General features: G+C 49.7%; 16 protein-coding genes. 5 read left to right on the plus strand and 11 right to left on the minus strand.

The window, feature by feature from the left end; all coding sequences use genetic code 11:
* Positions 1-31: 31 nt before the first annotated feature.
* The 7 genes from hutW to wrbA all read right to left on the minus strand — a co-directional run bounded on the left by hutW (position 32) and on the right by wrbA (position 10,186).
* A complete protein-coding gene (hutW, locus tag ACTHTJ_RS09675; protein ID WP_070584577.1) occupies positions 32-1,852 on the minus strand; it encodes a heme anaerobic degradation radical SAM methyltransferase ChuW/HutW in 1,821 nt (606 codons plus the stop codon).
* A gap of 274 nt (positions 1,853-2,126) precedes the next feature.
* A complete protein-coding gene (locus ACTHTJ_RS09680) occupies positions 2,127-2,852 on the minus strand; it encodes an ABC transporter ATP-binding protein (RefSeq protein WP_070584575.1) in 726 nt (241 codons plus the stop codon).
* A gap of 46 nt (positions 2,853-2,898) precedes the next feature.
* The gene (locus tag ACTHTJ_RS09685) at positions 2,899-3,840 is read right to left on the minus strand and encodes a FecCD family ABC transporter permease (protein ID WP_070584573.1); all 942 of its coding nucleotides are present in this window, start codon (positions 3,838-3,840) and stop codon (positions 2,899-2,901) included.
* 143 nt (positions 3,841-3,983) lie between these two features.
* Positions 3,984-4,775, minus strand: a complete 792-nt coding sequence (locus ACTHTJ_RS09690) for a heme/hemin ABC transporter substrate-binding protein (RefSeq protein ID WP_070647229.1) — start codon at positions 4,773-4,775, stop codon at positions 3,984-3,986.
* 72 nt (positions 4,776-4,847) lie between these two features.
* Entirely contained in the window at positions 4,848-7,046 is a 2,199-nt protein-coding gene (locus ACTHTJ_RS09695) for a TonB-dependent hemoglobin/transferrin/lactoferrin family receptor (RefSeq protein WP_440360752.1), read from the minus strand.
* Positions 7,047-7,191: 145 nt separating this feature from the next.
* Positions 7,192-9,369 carry a TonB-dependent siderophore receptor gene (locus ACTHTJ_RS09700; protein ID WP_070584568.1) on the minus strand — a complete coding sequence of 726 codons (2,178 nt, stop codon included), beginning with the start codon at positions 9,367-9,369 and terminating at the stop codon, positions 7,192-7,194.
* A gap of 211 nt (positions 9,370-9,580) precedes the next feature.
* Entirely contained in the window at positions 9,581-10,186 is a 606-nt protein-coding gene (wrbA, locus tag ACTHTJ_RS09705; protein ID WP_070584566.1) for an NAD(P)H:quinone oxidoreductase, read from the minus strand.
* A 99-nt stretch (positions 10,187-10,285) separates the two neighbouring features.
* On the opposite strand from wrbA, the gene ACTHTJ_RS09710 reads away from it, so the two are divergent.
* The 4 genes from ACTHTJ_RS09710 to xth all read left to right on the plus strand — a co-directional run bounded on the left by ACTHTJ_RS09710 (position 10,286) and on the right by xth (position 15,000).
* Positions 10,286-11,488 carry a YihY family inner membrane protein gene (locus tag ACTHTJ_RS09710; protein WP_070584564.1) on the plus strand — a complete coding sequence of 401 codons (1,203 nt, stop codon included), beginning with the start codon at positions 10,286-10,288 and terminating at the stop codon, positions 11,486-11,488.
* 99 nt (positions 11,489-11,587) lie between these two features.
* Positions 11,588-13,369, plus strand: coding sequence for an extracellular solute-binding protein (locus ACTHTJ_RS09715; RefSeq protein ID WP_070584563.1), 1,782 nt, complete (start codon positions 11,588-11,590; stop codon positions 13,367-13,369).
* 414 nt (positions 13,370-13,783) lie between these two features.
* The gene (locus ACTHTJ_RS09720) at positions 13,784-14,062 is read left to right on the plus strand and encodes an ArsR/SmtB family transcription factor (protein WP_070584561.1); all 279 of its coding nucleotides are present in this window, start codon (positions 13,784-13,786) and stop codon (positions 14,060-14,062) included.
* Positions 14,063-14,229: 167 nt separating this feature from the next.
* A complete protein-coding gene (xth, locus tag ACTHTJ_RS09725; RefSeq protein ID WP_070584559.1) occupies positions 14,230-15,000 on the plus strand; it encodes an exodeoxyribonuclease III in 771 nt (256 codons plus the stop codon).
* Between the two features lie 152 nt (positions 15,001-15,152).
* Here xth and ACTHTJ_RS09730 read toward each other — a convergent pair whose 3' ends face one another.
* From ACTHTJ_RS09730 to uvrB, 4 genes are all read right to left on the minus strand, one after another.
* Positions 15,153-15,701 carry an SMI1/KNR4 family protein gene (locus ACTHTJ_RS09730; RefSeq protein WP_070584557.1) on the minus strand — a complete coding sequence of 183 codons (549 nt, stop codon included), beginning with the start codon at positions 15,699-15,701 and terminating at the stop codon, positions 15,153-15,155.
* Positions 15,702-15,980: 279 nt separating this feature from the next.
* Complete coding sequence (locus ACTHTJ_RS09735; protein ID WP_070584556.1) at positions 15,981-17,165, minus strand: hypothetical protein; 1,185 nt, start codon at positions 17,163-17,165, stop codon at positions 15,981-15,983.
* The gene (locus tag ACTHTJ_RS09740) at positions 17,165-17,563 is read right to left on the minus strand and encodes a hypothetical protein (RefSeq protein ID WP_070584554.1); all 399 of its coding nucleotides are present in this window, start codon (positions 17,561-17,563) and stop codon (positions 17,165-17,167) included. Before ACTHTJ_RS09740 ends, ACTHTJ_RS09735 begins: the two co-directional genes overlap by 1 nt.
* A gap of 37 nt (positions 17,564-17,600) precedes the next feature.
* On the minus strand, positions 17,601-19,619 hold the full coding sequence (gene uvrB / locus ACTHTJ_RS09745; RefSeq protein ID WP_440360751.1) for an excinuclease ABC subunit UvrB: 2,019 nt from the start codon (positions 19,617-19,619) through the stop codon (positions 17,601-17,603).
* A gap of 188 nt (positions 19,620-19,807) precedes the next feature.
* On the opposite strand from uvrB, the gene ACTHTJ_RS09750 reads away from it, so the two are divergent.
* Positions 19,808-20,461, plus strand: coding sequence for an IS1595 family transposase (locus tag ACTHTJ_RS09750; RefSeq protein ID WP_070713882.1), 654 nt, complete (start codon positions 19,808-19,810; stop codon positions 20,459-20,461).
* Positions 20,462-20,477 lie beyond the last annotated feature (16 nt).

Genomic DNA, 20,477 nt, shown 5'->3' on the forward strand with positions numbered 1-20,477 from the left:
AGGAACGGATTTTCAGGCCGTCTGAAACCGTTTAAGCGGCATCAAACAATTTGCGCATGGCTTCGATTTGATGTTGTTTCAACTCGCCTGCTTCATCGCGACCGACAAAAATTTTAAACATGGCGCCACCATTGCGGTTGATAAAGTTGAGCGAGCAAGTGGCTTTGCCCATGAACGGGCGTTCCAAAAGGTAGATGGAGGCGCAGTTTTCGTAATAGATATGACCGTGTACGCCGCCGTCAGTTTCGGGATGATCAAAGTTGTAGAAACCGCGGCCGACTTTGCCGTTAGGCAGTTTGCCGCTGACTTCGACGATGGCATCGGGGGTGTGGGCGATGAAGGTAACGGATTCATCCCATGCGGCGATGGCTTGGAGAATTTCGACAATGCGGCTGCCTTCGGTTTGGCGCACGTTCTCTTCAGGCAGGCAGCGGATAACGTCTTCAAAACTGCATTGGTTTTGCGCGGCCAGCATTTCCAGCACTTGGCCGGGATTTTTTTCCAATGATTGGCGCAACATGGTTTGTTGTTCGGCTGAAAGTTTTTGCATGGTTTGATCCTTTTCTTGAGTCGGAAGAGTGAGCATGAGTTTGCGGATAAGGGTGGGCGACCAATAACGGCCGCTGGTATTCAAACGGATAATGCCGTCTGAATCGGGTTCTTTAAAAAGCTGCATTTCCTGCCATTGGGCAATCAGCTTTTGCGCTGTTTTGTTGCCGTCGAACAATAATGGATTCAGACGGCCTGTTTCAATATCGTGCTGGACTTTGCTGAGAAGTGCTTTATTTGGACTATGACCGCTCATAAATGCGATGTTTTTCTCGCCTTTCGGCGTGGCAAGATAGCTCTCCAAATCGCCCTGCACCTGATAGCTGAAACCGCCGAAGTTACCCCCCGCGCCGGAGCCGAACGCCAAACAGGGAATATCGGATTTAATCAGAGTATTGTAGCGGTTGCGCTCGCCGCGGCCGGGATAGGCGAAGTGGCTGTTGCTGACCTGTTCCCAGCCTTTTTCCAGCAGTGTTTCAACCGTGTAGGCATATTGGTCTGCCTGAATATCAAAGCCCGGCGGTGTCGGAAATGCGCCTTTCTCAATCATGCGATTGATGGGCAGCATGGGATAAAGATTGAACGCATACGTATCCAAACCGGACAGCGGCAGCTCAGTGGCGCGGGCAATATCGTTTTGCCAAACTTCATCGGTTTGATTGGGCAGGCCGAACATCAAATCGGCCACAATCACGGCATCGAGTTCGCACAATTTTGCCAAATATTCAAACGCCTCGTCGCCGCTGTGTTTGCGACCGAGACGGCGGCGGATGGCGGTATTGAAGGTTTGCACGCCGATGGAAATGCGGTTGGCGCCTGCTTCGATGCAGGCCTGTGCTTTTTCCAAATCGAAATGGCTCATGCGCCCTTCGATGGTGAACTCGCAGTCTTCGGCAAGCGGCAGATATTGGTAGCAGGCACGAATCAAGCGGACGAGGTCTTCCGTAAGCAACGCGGTCGGCGTACCGCCCCCGAAATAAACGGCTCGGATTTTGCCGTTGCCTGTACGGACTTCGGCTTCAGCGGCCATTTCTTCGATAATTTTGTCGGTGTACACGCTGCTTTGGCTGTCCTTCCACGCATTACGGTAGAAGCCGCAAAAAACGCAATGGTTGGCGCAAAATGGAATATGCAGATAAGCAAGCGCGTCCACATCCGTGGCATGGGGAAGCTTTTTCTTCCAAATGTTCTGCCACTGGGGACGCGGCATTGGAACGCCGCCCCAAACGGGCATTAATGCCTGACGTTCGGGAAATGCCTTGGGCGCGGATTGTTTCGGAGTCCAAACAAGCTGCTGTACCATGATAATGATTAATAAAAATTATTAATAAGATTTATATATTAAATAACCATCATCATTTTCTTGTCAATATTTTTGCGTAATTAAAAATTAGTATTATTTTAAAATATTGTATTCTATAAATAATAAAATGTATTTCTATTTGATGAAAATCGGCATTTTACTTGTGAAATGCGCAAAATTTGGTTCTTCAAGTCGGGAACATCCTCCCATCTCGTTTTATTTTTGAACGATAAAATAAATTTTATTTATCGTTTTTCAGACGGCCTGTTGGCGCTCAGCTTCTGAAATAAAACCCTGCCTCATCTTCGCAACGGCGTATCTGCCAACCGTAAACCGATTCAAGCAAGTCGGGGCGCATCACTTCGCCCACCTTGCCTGATGCAACGACTTTTCCCTTATTCATCAAAATAATATGTTCCGCATAACGCGCGGCGAGGTTTAAATCGTGCAATACCATCATTGATGAGGCACGGTTTGAATGCCCGACCAAATACTGCATCAGGCGGTGTTGGTGGCGAATATCGAGATGGTTGCACGGTTCGTCCAAAAGCAAGACCGGCGCGTTTTGCAACAGGGCGCGGATGATGTTGGCGCGTTGTTGCTCGCCGCCTGAGAGCTTGCCGATACGCTTATCCGCCAATGCCGTCAAATCAAAATAATCGAGCAACTCGTCCGCCCATTCATGGTTCAGACGGCCTTTTTGTACGAATGACGCCAACGCAATGTATTCACGTACGGTCATCGGCATATTATAACGGCCATGCTGCCCGACCCATGCCACCCTGCCCGCGCGGATTTGCGGCGTAACGGCCTCACCGAAAAGCGTGATTCCCCCCTGCCCTGTTTGCCCGATTAAGGCCCGCAGCAAAGTAGATTTGCCCGCACCATTCGGGCCAATAATGACAGTCATGCCCGAAGGTATATTCAGTTGATCGATTTCAAGCAGGGTTTTGTCTTGGACGCGGACGGAAAGATTACAGATTTGAAATAAGGTGTGCATGGCAAAAGATATGGGGCAATGAAGTTTCAGACGGCCTGTTTAGGCATCAACGGCTTTTCAAAGGCTTGATAAACAAATACATAAAAAACGGTCCGCCCAATAAGGCAATCACGATACCAACCGGCAGATCGACAGGGTATGTCAGCCAGCGCGCCGCACCGTCCACCACCATCAAAAACACTGCGCCCAACCAAGCCGACAGCGTAATCAGTTTGCGGCGGCTGCCACCGACGGTTTGCGCCAGCACATTGGGGATCATCATGCCGAGAAAACCGATGATGCCCGAAAGCGATACCGCCGCCCCCGTCATCAATGCCGCGCCGATTACGGTTTGCACACGCAATGCCCCAACTGATACTCCCATACTGGCAGCCGTGTCTTCCCCCGTCATCAAAACGTCCAGCCGCCTGCCTGCCGACAGCAAAATCAGAAAACCGGGCAACATGACCGCGATTGCCGTGACAGGCGATGAGAAACCGGCTTCGGCAAGGCTGCCCGACAGCCATGTGGTCGCGCTGCGCAATACCAAATCGTCAGATAAAAACAAAATCATGCTGACCACCGCGCCCGAAAACGCGCTCAACACAAAACCCAACACCAGCAATCCCAAAGTACCGCCGCCGAGCAGCTTGTGCACTGCCAAAATCAGCAGGCACACACCCAATGCACCGAAAAAAGCCGCCGCCGGCACACCCATCGCGCCGCCGCCCAAAGCCAATAACACAATCACGCCCAAGGCCGCCCCGCCCGATGTCCCGATCAAACTCGGATCGGCCAGCGGGTTCTCAAATAAAGCCTGCAATGCCGCACCCGAAGCGGACAAACCGGCTCCGACCAAAAGCGCGGTATAGATGCGCGGTAAACGAATTTGGCGGACGGTTTCATCCATCGCCAACGGCGACTCCCACGCACCAAAACCGATGCCGCAGCACAAATAAACAGCGGCGGCAGTAAGCAGCAGGCAGAGGGTAAGGGTATGCGGTTTCATGACATCATGCGGTTTAAGCGGATTGAGGGACGGTTTCAGACGGCATTTTTAAGACAACCGTTTTGCTTCCTCCTCAATAAGAAGGAACAAATCAAGGCCGTCTGAAAACAAAAATCGGGCAAGGGTTTTCAAAACAGGCGCGTTTATTTCGCCAAACCGTGCAAACGCTGAATCACTTGCGGCGTATCCAGCCCGTAACGAAACATATCGTTGGCCTTCCACAAATAAATCTTGCCGTTTTTCGCGGCAGGCGAGCCGGCGATTTCGGGGCGTGCGGCAAAGGTTTTGACGTTGCCTATCATGGCGGTGTTGTGGTCGGCAATAATGATGATGTCGGGTTTGGCCGCAATCCATGCCTCACGCGTCATCGGTTTGAGGCCGTCAATGGCGGCTGCGGCATTGATACCGCCGGCGCGGCGGATAATTTCGTCGGCGGCAGTATTTTTGCCCGATACGATGCGCCCGTCGTAGCTGAAGAGGTAGCGTTTGCCGCTGGAAGGCTGTTGTTTCATATCCGCCTGCCACTTACTGGCCAACTTGTCCGCCTGCGCGCTTTTGCCGATAAGCTGACCGATGTTGCGGATACTTTGCGGATAGGAGGCGATGCTGTCATCGGGCGCAACATTGACGGCTTTAATGCCTGCTTTTTGCAGGTGGGTAAAAATATCGGCAGGCTGCGCCATCCATGAACCGATGGCAATGTCGGGTTTGGCGGCCACAATCGGTTCAACCGTCAGGCGGCGATGAATGCCGATACTGGGCTTGTTTTTCAACGCCGGATTTTGAACAGTCTGATCGCGGCCGACGATTTCGTCCAATGCGCCGAGCGCGGCAACGATGTCTGCCGTATCGGGGGTCAACACGACGATGCGTTGCGCGTGTGCAGTGCCGGCCAACGAAATAAACGCGGAAAGCAGGAGGAGTTTGAGTTTCATTGTTTTTCCTTGTTGTATGCTTTCAGACGGCCTGATCGTTTTTCCAGGCCGTCTGAAAACGGTTGAATCACATTAGAACTTCAGTTGTACGGTCGCAGCGAAATTACGACCGGTTTCGGTGTACAAGTCCATCACACTGGTACGGCTCATGCCGGCAACGTCTGCGTGCTGCCAGTATTTTTTGTTGCCGACGTTGTAAATGTTTGCGCCGATTTCGAGGTTTTTAAACGGCTTGTACCATGCGCCGACATCCCATACGCCATAACCCGGCGCTTGAAAAACAGTGTCGCTGCTGACGCGGCTGTGTTTTTTCGACCAGCGCAGCTTGGTGCCGACACCCCATTTTTCCTGCGTGTAATCCAAACCCAAAACGCCGTTAAGCGGATAAGCGGAATCCAACGGTTTGCCGTCCTGCTGCTCACCGCGCATCCAAGCGATGCTGCCAGAGACTTGCCAGCCCGGCAGGAATTTGTAGGCGGCAGAGGCTTCGGCACCGTAGGTTTTGACGTGATCAAGGTTTTGATATTGGTACTGGATAATCGGGCGTCTGCCAACGGTGGAGGTACCGATTTCAGTGCGGTTGATGAAGTTGTGGTAACGGTTGTAGAACGCGGTAACTTGCGCACGGGCGCGTTCGTTTTTAAATTTCATCCCCAATTCAAAGCTATTGGAGCGTTCGGATTTGAGGTTGGCATTGGGAATGACGGCATAGCCGTAGGTCGTATTGGCAAACGCCATGGTTGCACTGTCAAACGGCGGCGTGCGGAAGCCTTGGGAATAAGTGGCAAAACCGGTGAACTGCTCGCCCATCGGCACGCTCAGGCGCAGGCTGGGCGTAAACGCGGAATCACTGAAGCGCGTCGCCGTTCCGCCGGGATTGGCATTGAGATAGGCTTGGTCGGTCGACGTGTTCAGCTTGTCTTTTTCGTAACGCAAGGCCGGAGTTAGAACGATGCCGTTGCCGAAGGTCAGGCTATCTTGTACGTAAACGCTGAACGTTTTGCGCTTGCTGTCGGGGAAGGTTTTATTCGGATAGGTGCTGCCTGCATAAACTTTGCTGACGGCGCCGGTCAGATTGTCCACTGTCAGGCTGTCGCGCGGACGGGCGGTCTCGGTGTGTTTGTATTCTGCGCCGGCAACGACGGTTTGTTTGACCGCACCGTCAAATTCCCACACTCCGCGCCCGTTCAGCCCGCGTATGGTCTGATTGAAACCGTAGTCGGAATAACGGGTCGAGTTACCTAATTGGCGCGCGCCCATACGCGTAATGCTCGCATCGACGGCATCGTCTTCCGTACGCAGTTTTTGCTGATAGGCAGTCAGGTTGGCTTCTTTCAGATGGCCTTCGCCAGTGTAGTGGTAGCCTGCTTCGATACGTTGACGGCGGATACGGTCGCGGGCATTGCTCTCAGATGTTGCGATGATTACCGGCCCGCGCGATTGTGAACCCAAGCCGTTTGCCAACACGGTATCGTTGGCGTGGTAATACTGTTCGTACAAAGTTTCCAAGCGGTGGCGTTCGTTGCCGATATTGCCTTTCGCCAAGATATTGTAGGCATTGTTTTTCTGAGGGTTGGTGGCAGTACGCGCAGTCGAGTAGCTGGTATCGCTGCCCATGTTTTCGGTTTCATGACCTTGACGGCGCGTCAGCATCAGCAGACCTTCAGCGTTTTCATGGAAACCTACCACAGTCGCCGTCACGCCATGGCTGCGGTCGCGGCTGCGGTAGCCGTGTTTCAAACCGAAATGCCCGCGTTTGCCCGCATCGACGAAATCACTCGGCGAGAGCGTCACCATATTCACCACACCGCCGAGCGCATCGCTGCCGTACAGCGCGGAATAAGGGCCTTTGACAATATCGACCTGCTTAAGCGTGTCGCTTTCGACCATATCGCGTCCCGAAATCGCACCGTTGGAGCCACCGCCTGCATAAGATTCAGGAATGCGTACGCCGTCCACCATCATCAGAATGCGGTTGCCGTCTATGCCTCGGATATTGATACCAGCATGACCGCGGCGATTGTTGTCTGACGGCACGCTGACGCCGGATTCATACATCACGATATCGTCTAAATTCTGTGCCGAGGCTTGATTCAAGGTTTTGCGTCCGATAACCGACACATTCGGCGCGGCTTTATCCAAGGTTTGCGCATTGCGGTCGGCCGTAACCACCACAGGCTCTATTTCTGCCTGAGCCACCGGCATCTGAGCCGCATATAACTGTCCGGAAAAAACCGCCCCTACTACACAGGCAATCGCTTTCTTTTTCATTACATAACCTTATTATTTGAATAATAATGGTTTACATTTATAAAACAAACAGGCGGTTTTTGCAAGTTTAAGATATAAACAAAAGGCCGTCTGAAAACCCGATAATTTAGGTTTTCAGACGGCCTGTCCTACTTCTGCTATTCAATTAAAACGTATGTTTAACCGTTGCAGTCACACTACGCGGCGTGCCGTAAACGTGAATATCCGGCATGGTGCGATAGCGTTTGTTAAACACGTTTTCAAAGTCCAAACTGATGCGGGTGGATTTGCCAATTTTGTAATGACCGGTCAAGTCCAGCGTTGCGTACGGACGTTGGGTCAATGCAGCGGCGGCGGCTGGATTGATGTCTGCAGGGTATTCATCCAGCGTGTGGCTGCGGCTTTGCCAGTTGACGTTGGCACCCACGTTCAAACGGTCGGTCACATCATACGCGGTAAAGAGTTTGAACAGATGAACCGGATAAGACGGATGCAGTTGAACACCTTCGCTGTCTTTGATTTTGGAACGTGCATAAGATGCATTCAGCAGCCATTTATCGCTCAGGCGGCCGCCGACAGAGAGTTCCACGCCTTTTGTTGTGGTGTTGTCGGCTGCACGGTAGTATTCCTCGCCATTCGCGAATTTGCCTGCGACAACGCCCAAATGGTCGCGTTTGTTCATAAAGACGGAGGCGGAAGCATTCAGACGGCCTTCAAACCATGACGCTTTCAAACCGGTCTCGTAGGTTTTGCCGCGCTGAGGTTTGAGCGCCGCGCCGTCTTTGGTCAGGTAACGTACTTGCGGACGGAAAATGGTGGTGTAAGATGCATAGGCGGTCAGATTGTCGCCGATGTCGTAGGTTACGCCCAAATAAGGAATGAAAACGTTTTGTTTATGGCTGCTGTGTGCGAATTTGTTACGGCTGGTGCTGTAACGGTAACGCCAATCCACAAAACGGCTGCCACCGATAAAGGCGAGTTTGTCGGTCAGTTTGAAACGGGTCGAGCCGTAAACCGACAGGTTTTTCATGCGTGAAAATCCATCGCGAAGATACGGCATATCGGGTTTGGCGATATTGCCGTTAAAGAGGCGCAAATCAGGAATCGTCGATTCGCCTTCTTCATAGAAAGACAGGTTTTCTTTGTTGTCCTGATAGCTGATACCGACATTGAACTCGTGCGAGCGGCCCAACGCCGGATAATGGCCGTCCAAGGCCAGCGCAAAATTCTGATCGCGGTATTTGCTGCGGTCGCGGTCGGATGTAAAGAGTGCGGAGTAATCGGAATTAATGACAAAAGTACCGGCAATGCCTGAAACGATGTCGTTTTTACCCGAAACATGGCTGTAATCGCCTGTCAGTTTCCAGCCGTTGTCAAACTCATGGCTGAGGGAAGTGAACACTTCGGCACTGGTGTCTTTGCCGTATGCCCAGCGTGCGGACGAATTGCTGCGCGGCGAAGACTCAAACGGTATGAATCCAGTACGGCGCGAACCTGCTGCGGTCAGATAGCTGAAACGCGAGCTGCCGGTATTGCGGAAACGGTGTATTTCCGTACCGAGGCGCCATTGGGTTTGCGGCGTGATATCGTAAGACAAAGTGCCGTAGAAAGTGTGATTGTGGCGCGAAGTGTTCGGCAGGTAATCGCCGCCATGGTCGCTGACCAAAATAGCGCGGCCGCGCAAGGTATTGTCGGCATTCAAAGGCTGATTGGCATCAAGGACGAAGCGGTAGTGGTTCCACGAACCGACACCGGCTTCTACGCTGATGGCTGGCTTGGCAGTCGGTTTTTTGCGTTCCAAAGCAACCGTACCGCCCGGCTCACCCATACCACCGTTGGACAAACCGCTTGCGCCGCGCACGATAACGACTTGTTCGTACAATGCGCTGTCTAGATTGTTGGTACCGCGGCGGATGGCTTTACCGTCGTAAAGGAATTTAGGCGCGCCGTCCACGGAAATGCTGTCAATCGCCTGACTGCGCGAAATAAATTGGCTGTGGCCGGAGACGTTGTTGCCCATTTTGCTGTGGAACACGCCCGGTGTTTGTTTCAACACGTCCTGCAAGGTATCCAAACCTTGGTCGTCCATTTGTTTTTCAGTAACGACAGACAGGGACTGCGGCGTTTCGCGCTGGGTCAGGCGGATGCCTGTTGCGGCAGAGGAAGCAGGAATGGTGTAGTTGGAAGTAGTCTGTTTTCCGACACCTTGGACGGTAACTGTCGGTAAATCGACACGTTCTTGCGGCTGGGTATTTTCTACTTCGGTTGCGAAAGAATACGCCGAACACAGCGCCAGACTGACGGCAAAGCTTAATTTGCCATAGGGGAATACAGGTAGTGACATAGCCTCTCCAATTAGCTTATCTTTACAATTTGGTCGCAGATTCTATCAAAAAGATGTAGTCCGATGAAACTATGTTCTAATCACTATTTTCTAAGTCATTTGTTTCATTAAAAATATTTCTTTAAGACTAATCATAATTAACTAGAAAGGCCGTCTGAAAACCCGCATTATCAGGTTTTCAGACGGCCTTAATCTTTTTATTACAAGGTAATCAGTCTGCCAATTTTCGTGCCAATTCTGCCAAACGTTTACCTTGTGCAAAGGCAATATCGTTTTCTTCGGCAGTCAATGCCGGCTTGCTGTCGTGGCTGGAAACATGGCTTGCGCCGTAAGGTGTACCGCCGCTTTGGGTATTGCTGAGCGCGGACTCGGTATATGGGATGCCGCTGATGACCATGCCGTGGTGCAACAGGGGCAGCATCATGGTCAGCAGGGTGCTTTCTTGGCCGCCGTGCAGTGAAGATGTGCTGGTGAAAACGGTGGCAGGTTTGCCGACGAGTTCTGCACCGAGCCAAAGGGGAATGGTGCCGTCGATAAAGTATTTCATCGCGGCAGCCATATTGCCGAAACGTGTCGGGCTGCCGAGCGCGAGGCCGGCGCAATTTTTGAGGTCGTCGGCAGTCGCGTATGGCGCACCTTCGTCAGGAATGGCTTTTTCAACGGCTTCGCAAACGGTGGAAACTTTGGGAACGGTACGCAATACGGCTTCGCAACCGTCCACGCTTTCGATACCGCGTGCGATTTGGCGGGCAAGGTTGCGCGTGCTGCCATTTTGGGAATAAAAGAGAACGAGGATTTTCAGAGGATTTGGGTTCATTTGGGGTTTCCGTTACAATGCTGTCAGGTTTCAGACGGCCTTTTAAATACTCGGGCCGTCTGAAAAGAAAAAATTTCAATTTAAAAGAGGGAAAAGGTTATGCCGTTTTCGCAATGGTGGCAAGGTTTTTTAAAGAGTAAAGGCGTGGCGTTCGCTTGGTTTGTCGTGCGCCGTTTTGATGAGGAGCGCGTGCCGCAGGTAGCGGCAAGCATGACGTTTACGACACTTTTGGCTTTGGTGCCCGTGTTGACGGTGATGGTCGTCATCGCTTCGGCCTTCCCCGTTTTCGACCAATGGTCGGAGGAATTTATCTCTTTTATCAACCGCACCATCGTTCCGCAGGGCGCGGACATGGTGTTTGACTACATCAATGCATTCCGCGATAAGGCCACCAATCTGACGGCGATCGGCAGTGTGATGTTGGTCGTAACCTCGCTGATGTTGATTCGGACGATAGACAATGCGTTCAACCGGATTTGGCGCGTCAATTCGCAACGGCCTTGGATGATGCAGTTTTTGGTGTATTGGGCGTTGCTGACGTTTGGGCCTTTGTCTTTGGGCGTGGGCTTGTCGGTCGTGATCGGTCAGGTGCAAGTAGTGGGCGGCTCGGAATGGCTGAGGGTTATCACTACGGTTTCATTTATTACGCTGCTGCTGTGGGGTTTATACCGCTTTGTGCCCAACCGTTTCGTGCCTGCCAGCCATGCTTTGGTCGGCGCGGCCGTAACGGCGTTTTGCTTGGAAACGGCACGCTTTTTATTCGCTTGGTACATGGGCAACTTTGACGGCTACAAATCGATTTACGGCGCATTTGCCGCGGTACCGTTTTTCCTGTTGTGGCTCAACCTGTTGTGGACGCTGGTATTGGGCGGCGCGGTTTTGACCTCGTCCCTGTCCTACTGGCGCGGCGAAGCGTTCCGCCGCAGTCTGGATGCGCGCGGCCGCTTTGATGATGTATTGAAAATCCTGCTGCTGCTCGACTCTGCCCAACAAAGCGGCAAGGCATTGCCGGTGCAGGAGTTCAGACGGCATATCAATATGGGCTTCGATGAATTGGGCGAGCTTTTGGAAAAGCTGGCGCGACACGGTTATGTCTATTCCGGCCGTCAGGGCTGGGTCTTGAAAATGGGAGCGGAGTCCATCGACTTGGCTGAGCTGTTCAAACTCTTTGTCTACCGTCCGCAAACGCTTAATAAAGACAAGGTCAATCAAACGGTTGATCACATTATGCAGCCCTGCTTGGAAACCTTGAACATGACGCTGGCCGAGTTCAGTGCCCATACGAAAAAACAATCCTCTTAAACCTGACGCCGTCTGAAAGCAAAAATATCAAGTTTCAGACGGCCTTTGCTATAATCAGCACACTACTGAATACTACATTCAACCTACAAGGAAAAATAGATGAAAACACCAGCCCTACTCTCGCTGCTCGGTCTGATTCCATCTGCCGCTTTTGCCGCCCACGGCGTAAGCCTTGGCCAACCACCGAAATATCCGGCCAACTTCACCGCTTTCGAATACGTCAATCCCAACGCTCCCAAAGGCGGCTCGTTTACCACGCCTTTCCTCGGTGCTTTTGACACGCTCAATCCCTTTACCCTCAAAGGCAACCACGAATACGGCATCAGCATGCTGACGCTCGACACCCTGACCGAGCAAAGCATGGACGAACCTTACGCCGTTTACGGCCTGATTGCCGAAGACATCGCCCTGGCGCCGGATGGCCTTTCCGTTACCTTCAAAATCAACCCTAAAGCCAAATTCCACAACGGCGACCCCGTTTTGGCCAAAGACGTTGCCGCTTCATTTAACATCCTGACCAAAGACAAAGCTGCCGCCCCCATGTACCACTTCTACTGGAGCGACGTGGACAAAGTGGAAACGCCCAGCGATCGCACCGTCGTGTTCCGCTTCAAACAGCGCAACTCAGAATTGCACATGATTCTCGGCAGCCTGCCCGTCTTCTCGCATAAAAGCTATCCCAAAGGCCTGGCCGCCGCACCCAACAGCCTGCCGATCGGCTCCGGCCCCTACCGTTTTGCCAAAGCTGAAAACGGCCGCATCAGCGAGTTTGTCCGCGACAAAAACTACTGGGCGCAAAATCTGCCCGTACGCAAAGGCCGCTACAACTACGACCACATCCGCATCAAATACGTCAAAGACGAAGTTGTCCGCATCGAAGGGCTGAAAGGCGGCCAATATGACTTCGTACAAGAAAACGTCGCCCGCAACTGGGCACGCGCCTACTCCGACGAAGTCCTCAAAAAACGCAATCTGTCCAAACACGAATGGATACAAAACAGCACAGCCGGCATGCAAGGCTTCGTCATCAATATGCGCCACAAGCCCTTGGACAATATTTACGTCCGCCGCGCCTTGATTGAAAGCTTCGACTACGAAAGCGTCAACCGCCGCATCTTCTACGGCGCATACCGCCGCACCGACAGCTTCTTCACCAACAGCACCATGGCTGCGACCGGCAAACCTGACAGCGCGGAAACCACATTGCTCAAATCATTGGGCACCAAGCTGCCCGACGGCGTATTGGATCAAGACGTCCCTATGCCGCCGGTTACCGACCCCAAACTGGGCGTGCGCCCGAACCTGCTCAAAGCACGCGCCCTGCTTGAAAAAGGCGGCTATCAATACAAAAACGGCAAAGCAGTCGACAAACAAGGCAAACCGCTGACCTTTGAATTCCTCGCACCAAGCAAAAACTACGAACGCATTACCTCCAAATGGCAGAGCGACCTCGCCAAAATCGGCATTACCATGAACGTGCGCACCGCCGACTCCGCCGTATACCAAAAACGCATGAACGACTTCGATTTTGACGTGACCACAGGCTACTACGGCAACAGCGAAAGCCCCGGCAACGAGCAATACGACTACTTCAGCTGCACCGCCGCCAAAACCGAAGGCAGCCGCAACCTATCCGGCGTCTGTCATCCTGCGGTTGAAAAACTACTGACCCATTTCAACAGTTTTACCAACCGCCAAGAGCTGCAAACCACCTCGCGCGCGCTCGACCGACTGATCCGCCACCAATACACCATCGTTCCAAACTGGTTCGCAGACCGCTACCGCGTCGTGTACCGTAACGATGTGGGCATTCCGTCCAAGCTGCCGAAATACTACGACCCCATCACCTTCGCCATGACCGCAGGCTGGAAGAAAAAGTAGTCGCATTTCGACAACACGTCCAAGCATCTGACAAGCCTTTGGCGTGTAGTCCTAAGCATAGAATCATAAAACCTAGTTGTTTGTTTAAAAACAATCAATCGGCTGATTCAAAACAAACATAAAAGAAAAAACAACTTAAAGCCAAATCAAAGGCCGTCTGAAACATCCGTCAGCAAAATCATCTGCAACGGAACATTTCAGACGGCCTTTTCGTCTTTTTTCAATCCAGTTTCACAACCGAAGCAAAATCTCGAAAATGAACAAAAAATTGCAAAACAATGCCCTCAAATTTTACAAAAACGTGTACACTGCAAGGTAAAATCTTGAATTATAAAGTTAATCTTAATAAAAACTACAATCATCCAAATTTAACCTAAATCAAGCATTCATATAACAGACAAAAGGAACAATAATATGGAAATCAAGCGTCTCTCTACCATTCTCAAACTGATTGCCAACCCCGAACGCATGGCCATCCTTTTTCTGCTGCTTAACGGCGACCGCAGCATTACCGAACTGGCACAAGCGCTCGACTCCTCCCCGACCGGCATCGCCAACCACCTCGCACGCCTGCGCACCGAAGGCATCATCGATTTCACGCGCTACCACCGCATCATCGAATACCGCCTCATCTCCGAAGAAGCCACCACCATCCTCAATACCCTACGCACGCTCAAAGACCAAGCAGAATAAACACATTATTCCACATCACAACATCAAGGCCGTCTGAAACATCAGCTTTCAGACGGCCTGCCCCTTTCAGCCCATATCGAAAAATAAACCAATCCGCTATACAATACCGCCCATGCACACAGGCGCAATCCGCCGCCTTCCCACCCAACAGCACACACGGAAACATCATGAAAATCGCTACTTGGAACGTCAATTCCCTCAACGTCCGCCTGCCCCAAGTACAAAACTGGCTGGCCGACCACCAAGCCGACATACTCGCCTTACAAGAACTCAAACTCGATCAAGACAAATTCCCGGCAGCCGCCCTGCAAATGATGGGCTGGCACTGCGTCTGGAGCGGCCAAAAAACCTACAACGGCGTCGCCATTATCAGCCGCCACGAACCGCAAAACGTACATTGCGGTCTGCCCACCCTCCCCAATGACCCGCAACGCCGCGTCATCGCCGCCACCATCAACGGCGTGCGCGTCATCAACGTCTATTGCGTCAACGGCGAAGCCCTGGACAGCCCCAAATTCCAATACAAAGAACAATGGTTTGCCGCATTGACCGAGTTCGTCCGCGCCGAAATGGCCGCCCACCCCAAACTCGTACTGCTCGGCGACTTCAACATCGCCCCGGCCGATGCCGACTGCTACGACCCCGAAAAATGGCACGAAAAAATCCATTGCTCCTCCATCGAAAGACAATGGTTTAAAAACCTGATCGACCTCGGCCTGACCGATAGCCTGCGCAAAATCCACCCCGAAGGCGCATTCTACACATGGTTCGACTACCGCGGCGCCATGTTCCAACGCAAACTCGGCCTGCGCATCGACCACATCCTCAGCAGCTCCGAACTCGCCGCTACCCTTACCGACGTCACCGTCGACCTAGAAACCCGCGCCCAAGAACGCCCCAGCGACCACGCGCCAGTGATTGCCGAGTTTGACTGTTAGGTTTTGAGTGAATAAACAATAAGGCCGTCTGAAAACTTTAAATGGTTTTCAGACGGCCTTATTGTTTGGCGTAGCCACTCAAGCATGGTTAGCAGAAATACATGGCTAATGAGTACCCACTTTACCTCACTGTGTTTTACTTATGCCACCATTTAAAGCGTATCTTCTCCCTCACTTTCCACGCAACGGATGATCCAATCTTCAAACTGTCGCCATTGGGCCTCTTCGGCATAGGTGGCGGGATTGGCAGCATCGTGGATAAAAATATCGAAGTTGGGTTCGGCACGGGACAAATCGAAGCCGAACCAATCTCCCATGCTGTCATGCGCGCCGATGATAAAGATTTCGCCTATGTCGGGGTGTTCGTCGGGCGGTAGGTCGTCGAGTTCTTCGCGTAATAGTTGTTGGTAATAGAGATTTTGTTCTTGCAGTTGGGCGAGGTTGTAGATTTCTATTTTGGGCGTTTGCGATACGGTTTGATCGATCACGCTGGTGTACCATGAATAGAAAAAATCTCCCGTGCCGCATTGCTGTAAAAATAAATAATAGCTTTCAGGTAGCCTATTTTGCGTATATTCGCGTATCGCCTGCAATTCATCGGTTGAAAGGGGATGTACATTGAAATTCAGATGGTTAGCTTGAGATGCTTGGCTGCTTGTCAGCCAGTATTGAAGTTGTTGCAGGGCTTGCGGATAGGTCATGATGGGAGGGGTCTTTTTAAAATGGATTTTGTTGGGTGTTGAACCAACAGGAAGAAACCAGTCTTTAAGCGATTATATTTGTTGTTTGGAATGAAACAAAGGTCGTCTGAAAACGTTAAATCGGTTTTCAGACGACCTTTTTATTATGTGCCACTTGAGCAAAATGTAGGTTGGGTTGCAAATCCAACATTTTGCGAAATTGAACAGTTTTGTTGGGTCTTGACCCAACCTACGCTTGCTACGCTTGCTATCTACACAGGCTACGGCTTGCTTGTTTTGTTATTCAAGGTTAACACCGATTATTGATACATGATCATTTTGAACTATATGCAACTGATTTCTATAATTTTTTGATTTTGGAAAAGTTCTCCAATTAGTTACACAATTAAGAGAAAAAGGTTTATTAATTTTATTTCCACTATACAAATTAGGAATAAAAAATAATTTATCTAGAGTTTCAATAACAATCCCAAAATCAGTCTTTTGAGTTTCTAAAATTAAATCTCTATGTAAATTAGAAAAGTCCGTCATTTCAAATTCCGCTTGTATATTAGATTGCTCTTCAACAAAGTTATCTAAGTTTAATTGATGGAAATTAAGATCTATATCAAGAAAAACAATTTTTTTATTTCCATTTTCTTCTACAATCCAACTATTTATAACATCATCTTTTTTTATCATTTTTTCAGGATGCTTTTCTTGTATTACTTTTCTTTTATTTTCTTTGTTTAGTTTTTCAAATAGAATTTTTCCACTTTCATCAGAAATAATTTCATCTTTATTTATAGTATTAAATTTAAAAAATTCTTGTTTCAATTTATTCTTAATAACAGCAATACCAATTTCACTATCCCAATCACAGTTTATCCAAATATCATCACTAAGTTGGTATATATCTGTTGATAATTCAAATAATCCTCCTTTCTCATCCTTGCTTTTCATATTAATTTGCAATGCACCATCTTTACCGCAGGTAGCAATTAATCTGGAATAATTTCCAACAGTTATATCAAAAACTTTTTGCTCAGTAAGCTTATTTTTTTGCTGAGGAAAAAATTCAAATTTAGGTTCCCCTTTTCGTAATTCTTGCCGATTTGTAGCAAAATTATCTATTCCCTCATGACTAGATATAAAAAGAGTATTCTTATAAATATCAATATCAGTTACCCAGTAATCAAAATCTATTACACAATGTTTATTACTTTCTTTCTGTGAAATTTTATCCATTTTCTCCTTATTAATAATGTAGTTAAAAGATTCTTCTTTAATTAAAGAAACATCGTATTTTTCCCCTGAAAAATAATTATAAATTAGTTGTTTTTTTTCTTGACTTTTTTCTTCAATGCAATTTATAACATCTTTCCAAGGAAATGATGTTAATCTCATCTCTGAATCCAGTAAGAAAAATGATCCCGAATAAATAAATGAATCAATATAATTTCCTTCTATTTTTAACTCAATCATCACAACTTTCCTTTCATCCATTTATTAAATTTATCTTTAAACTCCGTGGTAGAAAAATATTTTCCTACTTCAAGTTTTATACTTTTTGGCACTTCATCATTTTGATTATATTGGGAAATAGGGAATCCGTGCCAAATATGTTGTGCATCTTTAGTAAATCTTGCAAAATATAATTTATCATATGGGCTACCCGCATTTTTGTTTTCTTGGCTTTCCACTCCAATAGCTTGGAAATTTTCTGAACAAGACCATAATACATCGTTCTCTTTACTGCACCAATTATTACAAAATCCAAATGTAAAAATTTTTAATTCATCAATTTCACAAATTTTCCATTGACTTTTTCTATGTGAATTATCTCTATGATCGGATTTAACTTGATATCCATAAAATAACATATCTATTTACCTTATTTATTGCGCTGTATATATTTATTTAAAACAGCAAACTTTCCTTAATATTCCGTATTCTATCACGAAGTACAGCAGCCTCTTCAAACTGCAAATCCCTAGCCGCCTGCTGCATGGCTTTTTCCAGTTTGGCGATTTCTTTAATTGCGTCTTCTTCATTGTGAATCTCGCCAACTTTAACCTTGTTTTTGCCTTTCAGACGACCTTTGCCGCTGTCTTCTTCGTGGTACACGCCGTCGATGATGTCTTTGACCTGTTTTTTAATCTGCTGCGGCACGATGCCGTGTTCTTCGTTGAATTTAATTTGTTTTTCGCGGCGGCGTTCGGTTTCGTCGATGGCGGCTTTCATGGAGTCGGTGATTTTGTCGGCGTACAGGATGGCGACGCCGTTCACGTTGCGCGCGGCGCGGCCTATAGTTTGAATCAGGCTGCGGTGGGAGCGCAGGAAGCCTTCTTTGTCGGCGTCGAGGATGGCGACGAGGGAGACTTCGGGAATGTCCAAGCCTTCGCGCAAGAGGTTGATGCCGACGAGTACGTCAAACAGTCCGAGCCGCAAATCTCTAATGATTTCAACGCGCTCGACGGTGTCGATGTCGCTGTGCAGGTAGCGCACTTTGATGCCGAGTTCGCTGTAATAGTCGGTGAGTTGCTCCGCCATGCGTTTGGTGAGGGTGGTAACGAGCACGCGCTCGCCTTTTTGGATGCGGTCGTTGATTTCACTCATTAAATCGTCGACTTGGGTGGCGACGGGGCGGATGATGATTTGGGGGTCGACCAGCCCTGTGGGGCGGACAACTTGTTCGACCACCTGTCCGGCATGTTCTTCTTCGTATTTGGCGGGAGTGGCGGAAACGAAGACGGTTTGCGGCATGACTTTTTCAAATTCGTGGAATTTGAGCGGGCGGTTGTCGCGAGCGGAAGGCAGGCGGAAGCCGTAGTCCACGAGATTTTGTTTGCGCGATGCGTCGCCTTTGTACATGCCGCCGATTTGGGTAACGGTAACGTGGCTTTCGTCGATGAACATGATGGCGTTGTCGGGCAGATAGTCCATCAGCGTGGGCGGCGGTTCACCTTCTTTTTTGCCGGAGAAGTGGCGGGAGTAGTTTTCGATGCCTTTGCAGAAGCCCATTTCGTAGAGCATTTCGAGGTCGAAGCGGGTGCGCTGCTCGATGCGTTGTTGCTCGACGGGGCGTTGTTCGCGGGCGAAAAATTCGATGCGTTCGCGCAGTTCTTCTTTGATGGACTCGCAGGCGCGCAAGACGGTGTCGCGCGGGGTAACGTAGTGGCTGGACGGGAAGACGGTGTAGCGGCCGACTCGTTGGATAAGGCTGCCTGAAAGCGGGTCGAACATATCGAGGCGGTCGATTTCGTCGTCGAACAGGCTGATGCGCAAGGCGTTTTCGGAGCTTTCGGCGGGGTACACGTCAATCACGTCGCCGCGTACGCGGAAGCTGCCGCGTTTGAAGTCCAAATCGCCGCGTTCGTATTGCATGGAAACGAGCGTGGCGATGATGTCGCGCTGCTCGATGGTGTCGCCTTCTTTGACGGACAACACCATTTGTTGATATTCGGTCGGATCGCCGATACCGTAAATGGCAGACACGGTGGCGACGATAATCACATCGTCGCGCGTCATTAGATTTTTGGTGGCGGAAAGGCGCATTTGCTCGATGTGTTCATTGATCGCGCTGTCTTTTTCGATGAACAAATCGCGGCTGGGCACATAGGCTTCGGGCTGGTAATAGTCGTAGTAGGAGACGAAATATTCCACCGCGTTTTCGGGGAAAAACTCGCGCATTTCGGCGTAGAGCTGGGCGGCAAGGGTTTTGTTGTGCGCCATGATGATGGCGGGCCGGCCGCTTTGGGCGATGACGTTCGCCATGGTGTAGGTTTTGCCGGAACCGGTTACGCCGAGCAGAGTTTGATAAGCAAGGCCGTCTGAAAGCCCTTCGAGCAAACCGGCAATGGCGGTAGGCTGGTCGCCTGCGGGCGGAAAGGGTTGGTGGAGTTTGAAGGGGGAATTTGGATATTGGATGACTTCCATAAGACGGCCTGTTTTATGTTCAGGTAAAGAGAGGATTATAACAAAGGGCCGTCTGAAAATTGATAGTGTGCCAATCTGATAAGACTAAATATTTCTTCTCCTTCCTTAGCTAACTGAGGTTAGTTATGTTAGCAGGAACAATTAAATTAGGGGCTGTACTAGATTAGCAGATATGTTACCCTCGAAATATGAAGATAACGCACTGCAAATTAAAGAAAAAAGCACAGAAAGAACTGCTCCGTTTTTTTGTACTGGAAGTTACCGCCCGTTCTGCAGTCGATATTTTGGGTATCCATCCCAATTCAGCAGCACTGTTCTACCGTAAAATCCGCACGGTTATAAACTATCATTTGGCCTTGGCTGCCGATGAGGTTTTCGAGGGCCCTGTCGAGCTGGACGAAAGCTATTTCGGCGGACAGCGTAAAGGCAGGCGTGGTCGCGGTGTGGCAGGAAAAGTGGTTGTCGTCGGCATTCTGAAACGCAACGGACGGGTCTATATCGTTGTGGTGGATAATGCCAAGTCTGAAACGTTACTCCCTGTCATTAAAAAGAAAATCATGCCGGACAGTATTGTTTATACCGATAGTCCGAGCAGCTACGACCAGTTGGACGTGAGCGGTTTCATCCATTACCGCATCAACCATTCCAAGGAATTTGCCGACCGTCAGAACCACATTAATGGCATTGAGAATTTTTGGAATCAGGCAAAACGTGTCTTGCGAAAATACAATGGAATCGATCGCAAATCTTTCCCGCTGTTCTTGAAAGAATGCGAATTTCGATTTAACTTCGGCACACCGTCCCGGCAGCTAAAAATCCTGCGGGATTGGTGTGGAATTTAGAGCTAATCTAGTACAG

It is taken from the genome of Neisseria sp. P0018.S001 (genome assembly GCF_051957355.1).
Classification (GTDB): Bacteria; Pseudomonadota; Gammaproteobacteria; order Burkholderiales; family Neisseriaceae; genus Neisseria; species Neisseria subflava_A.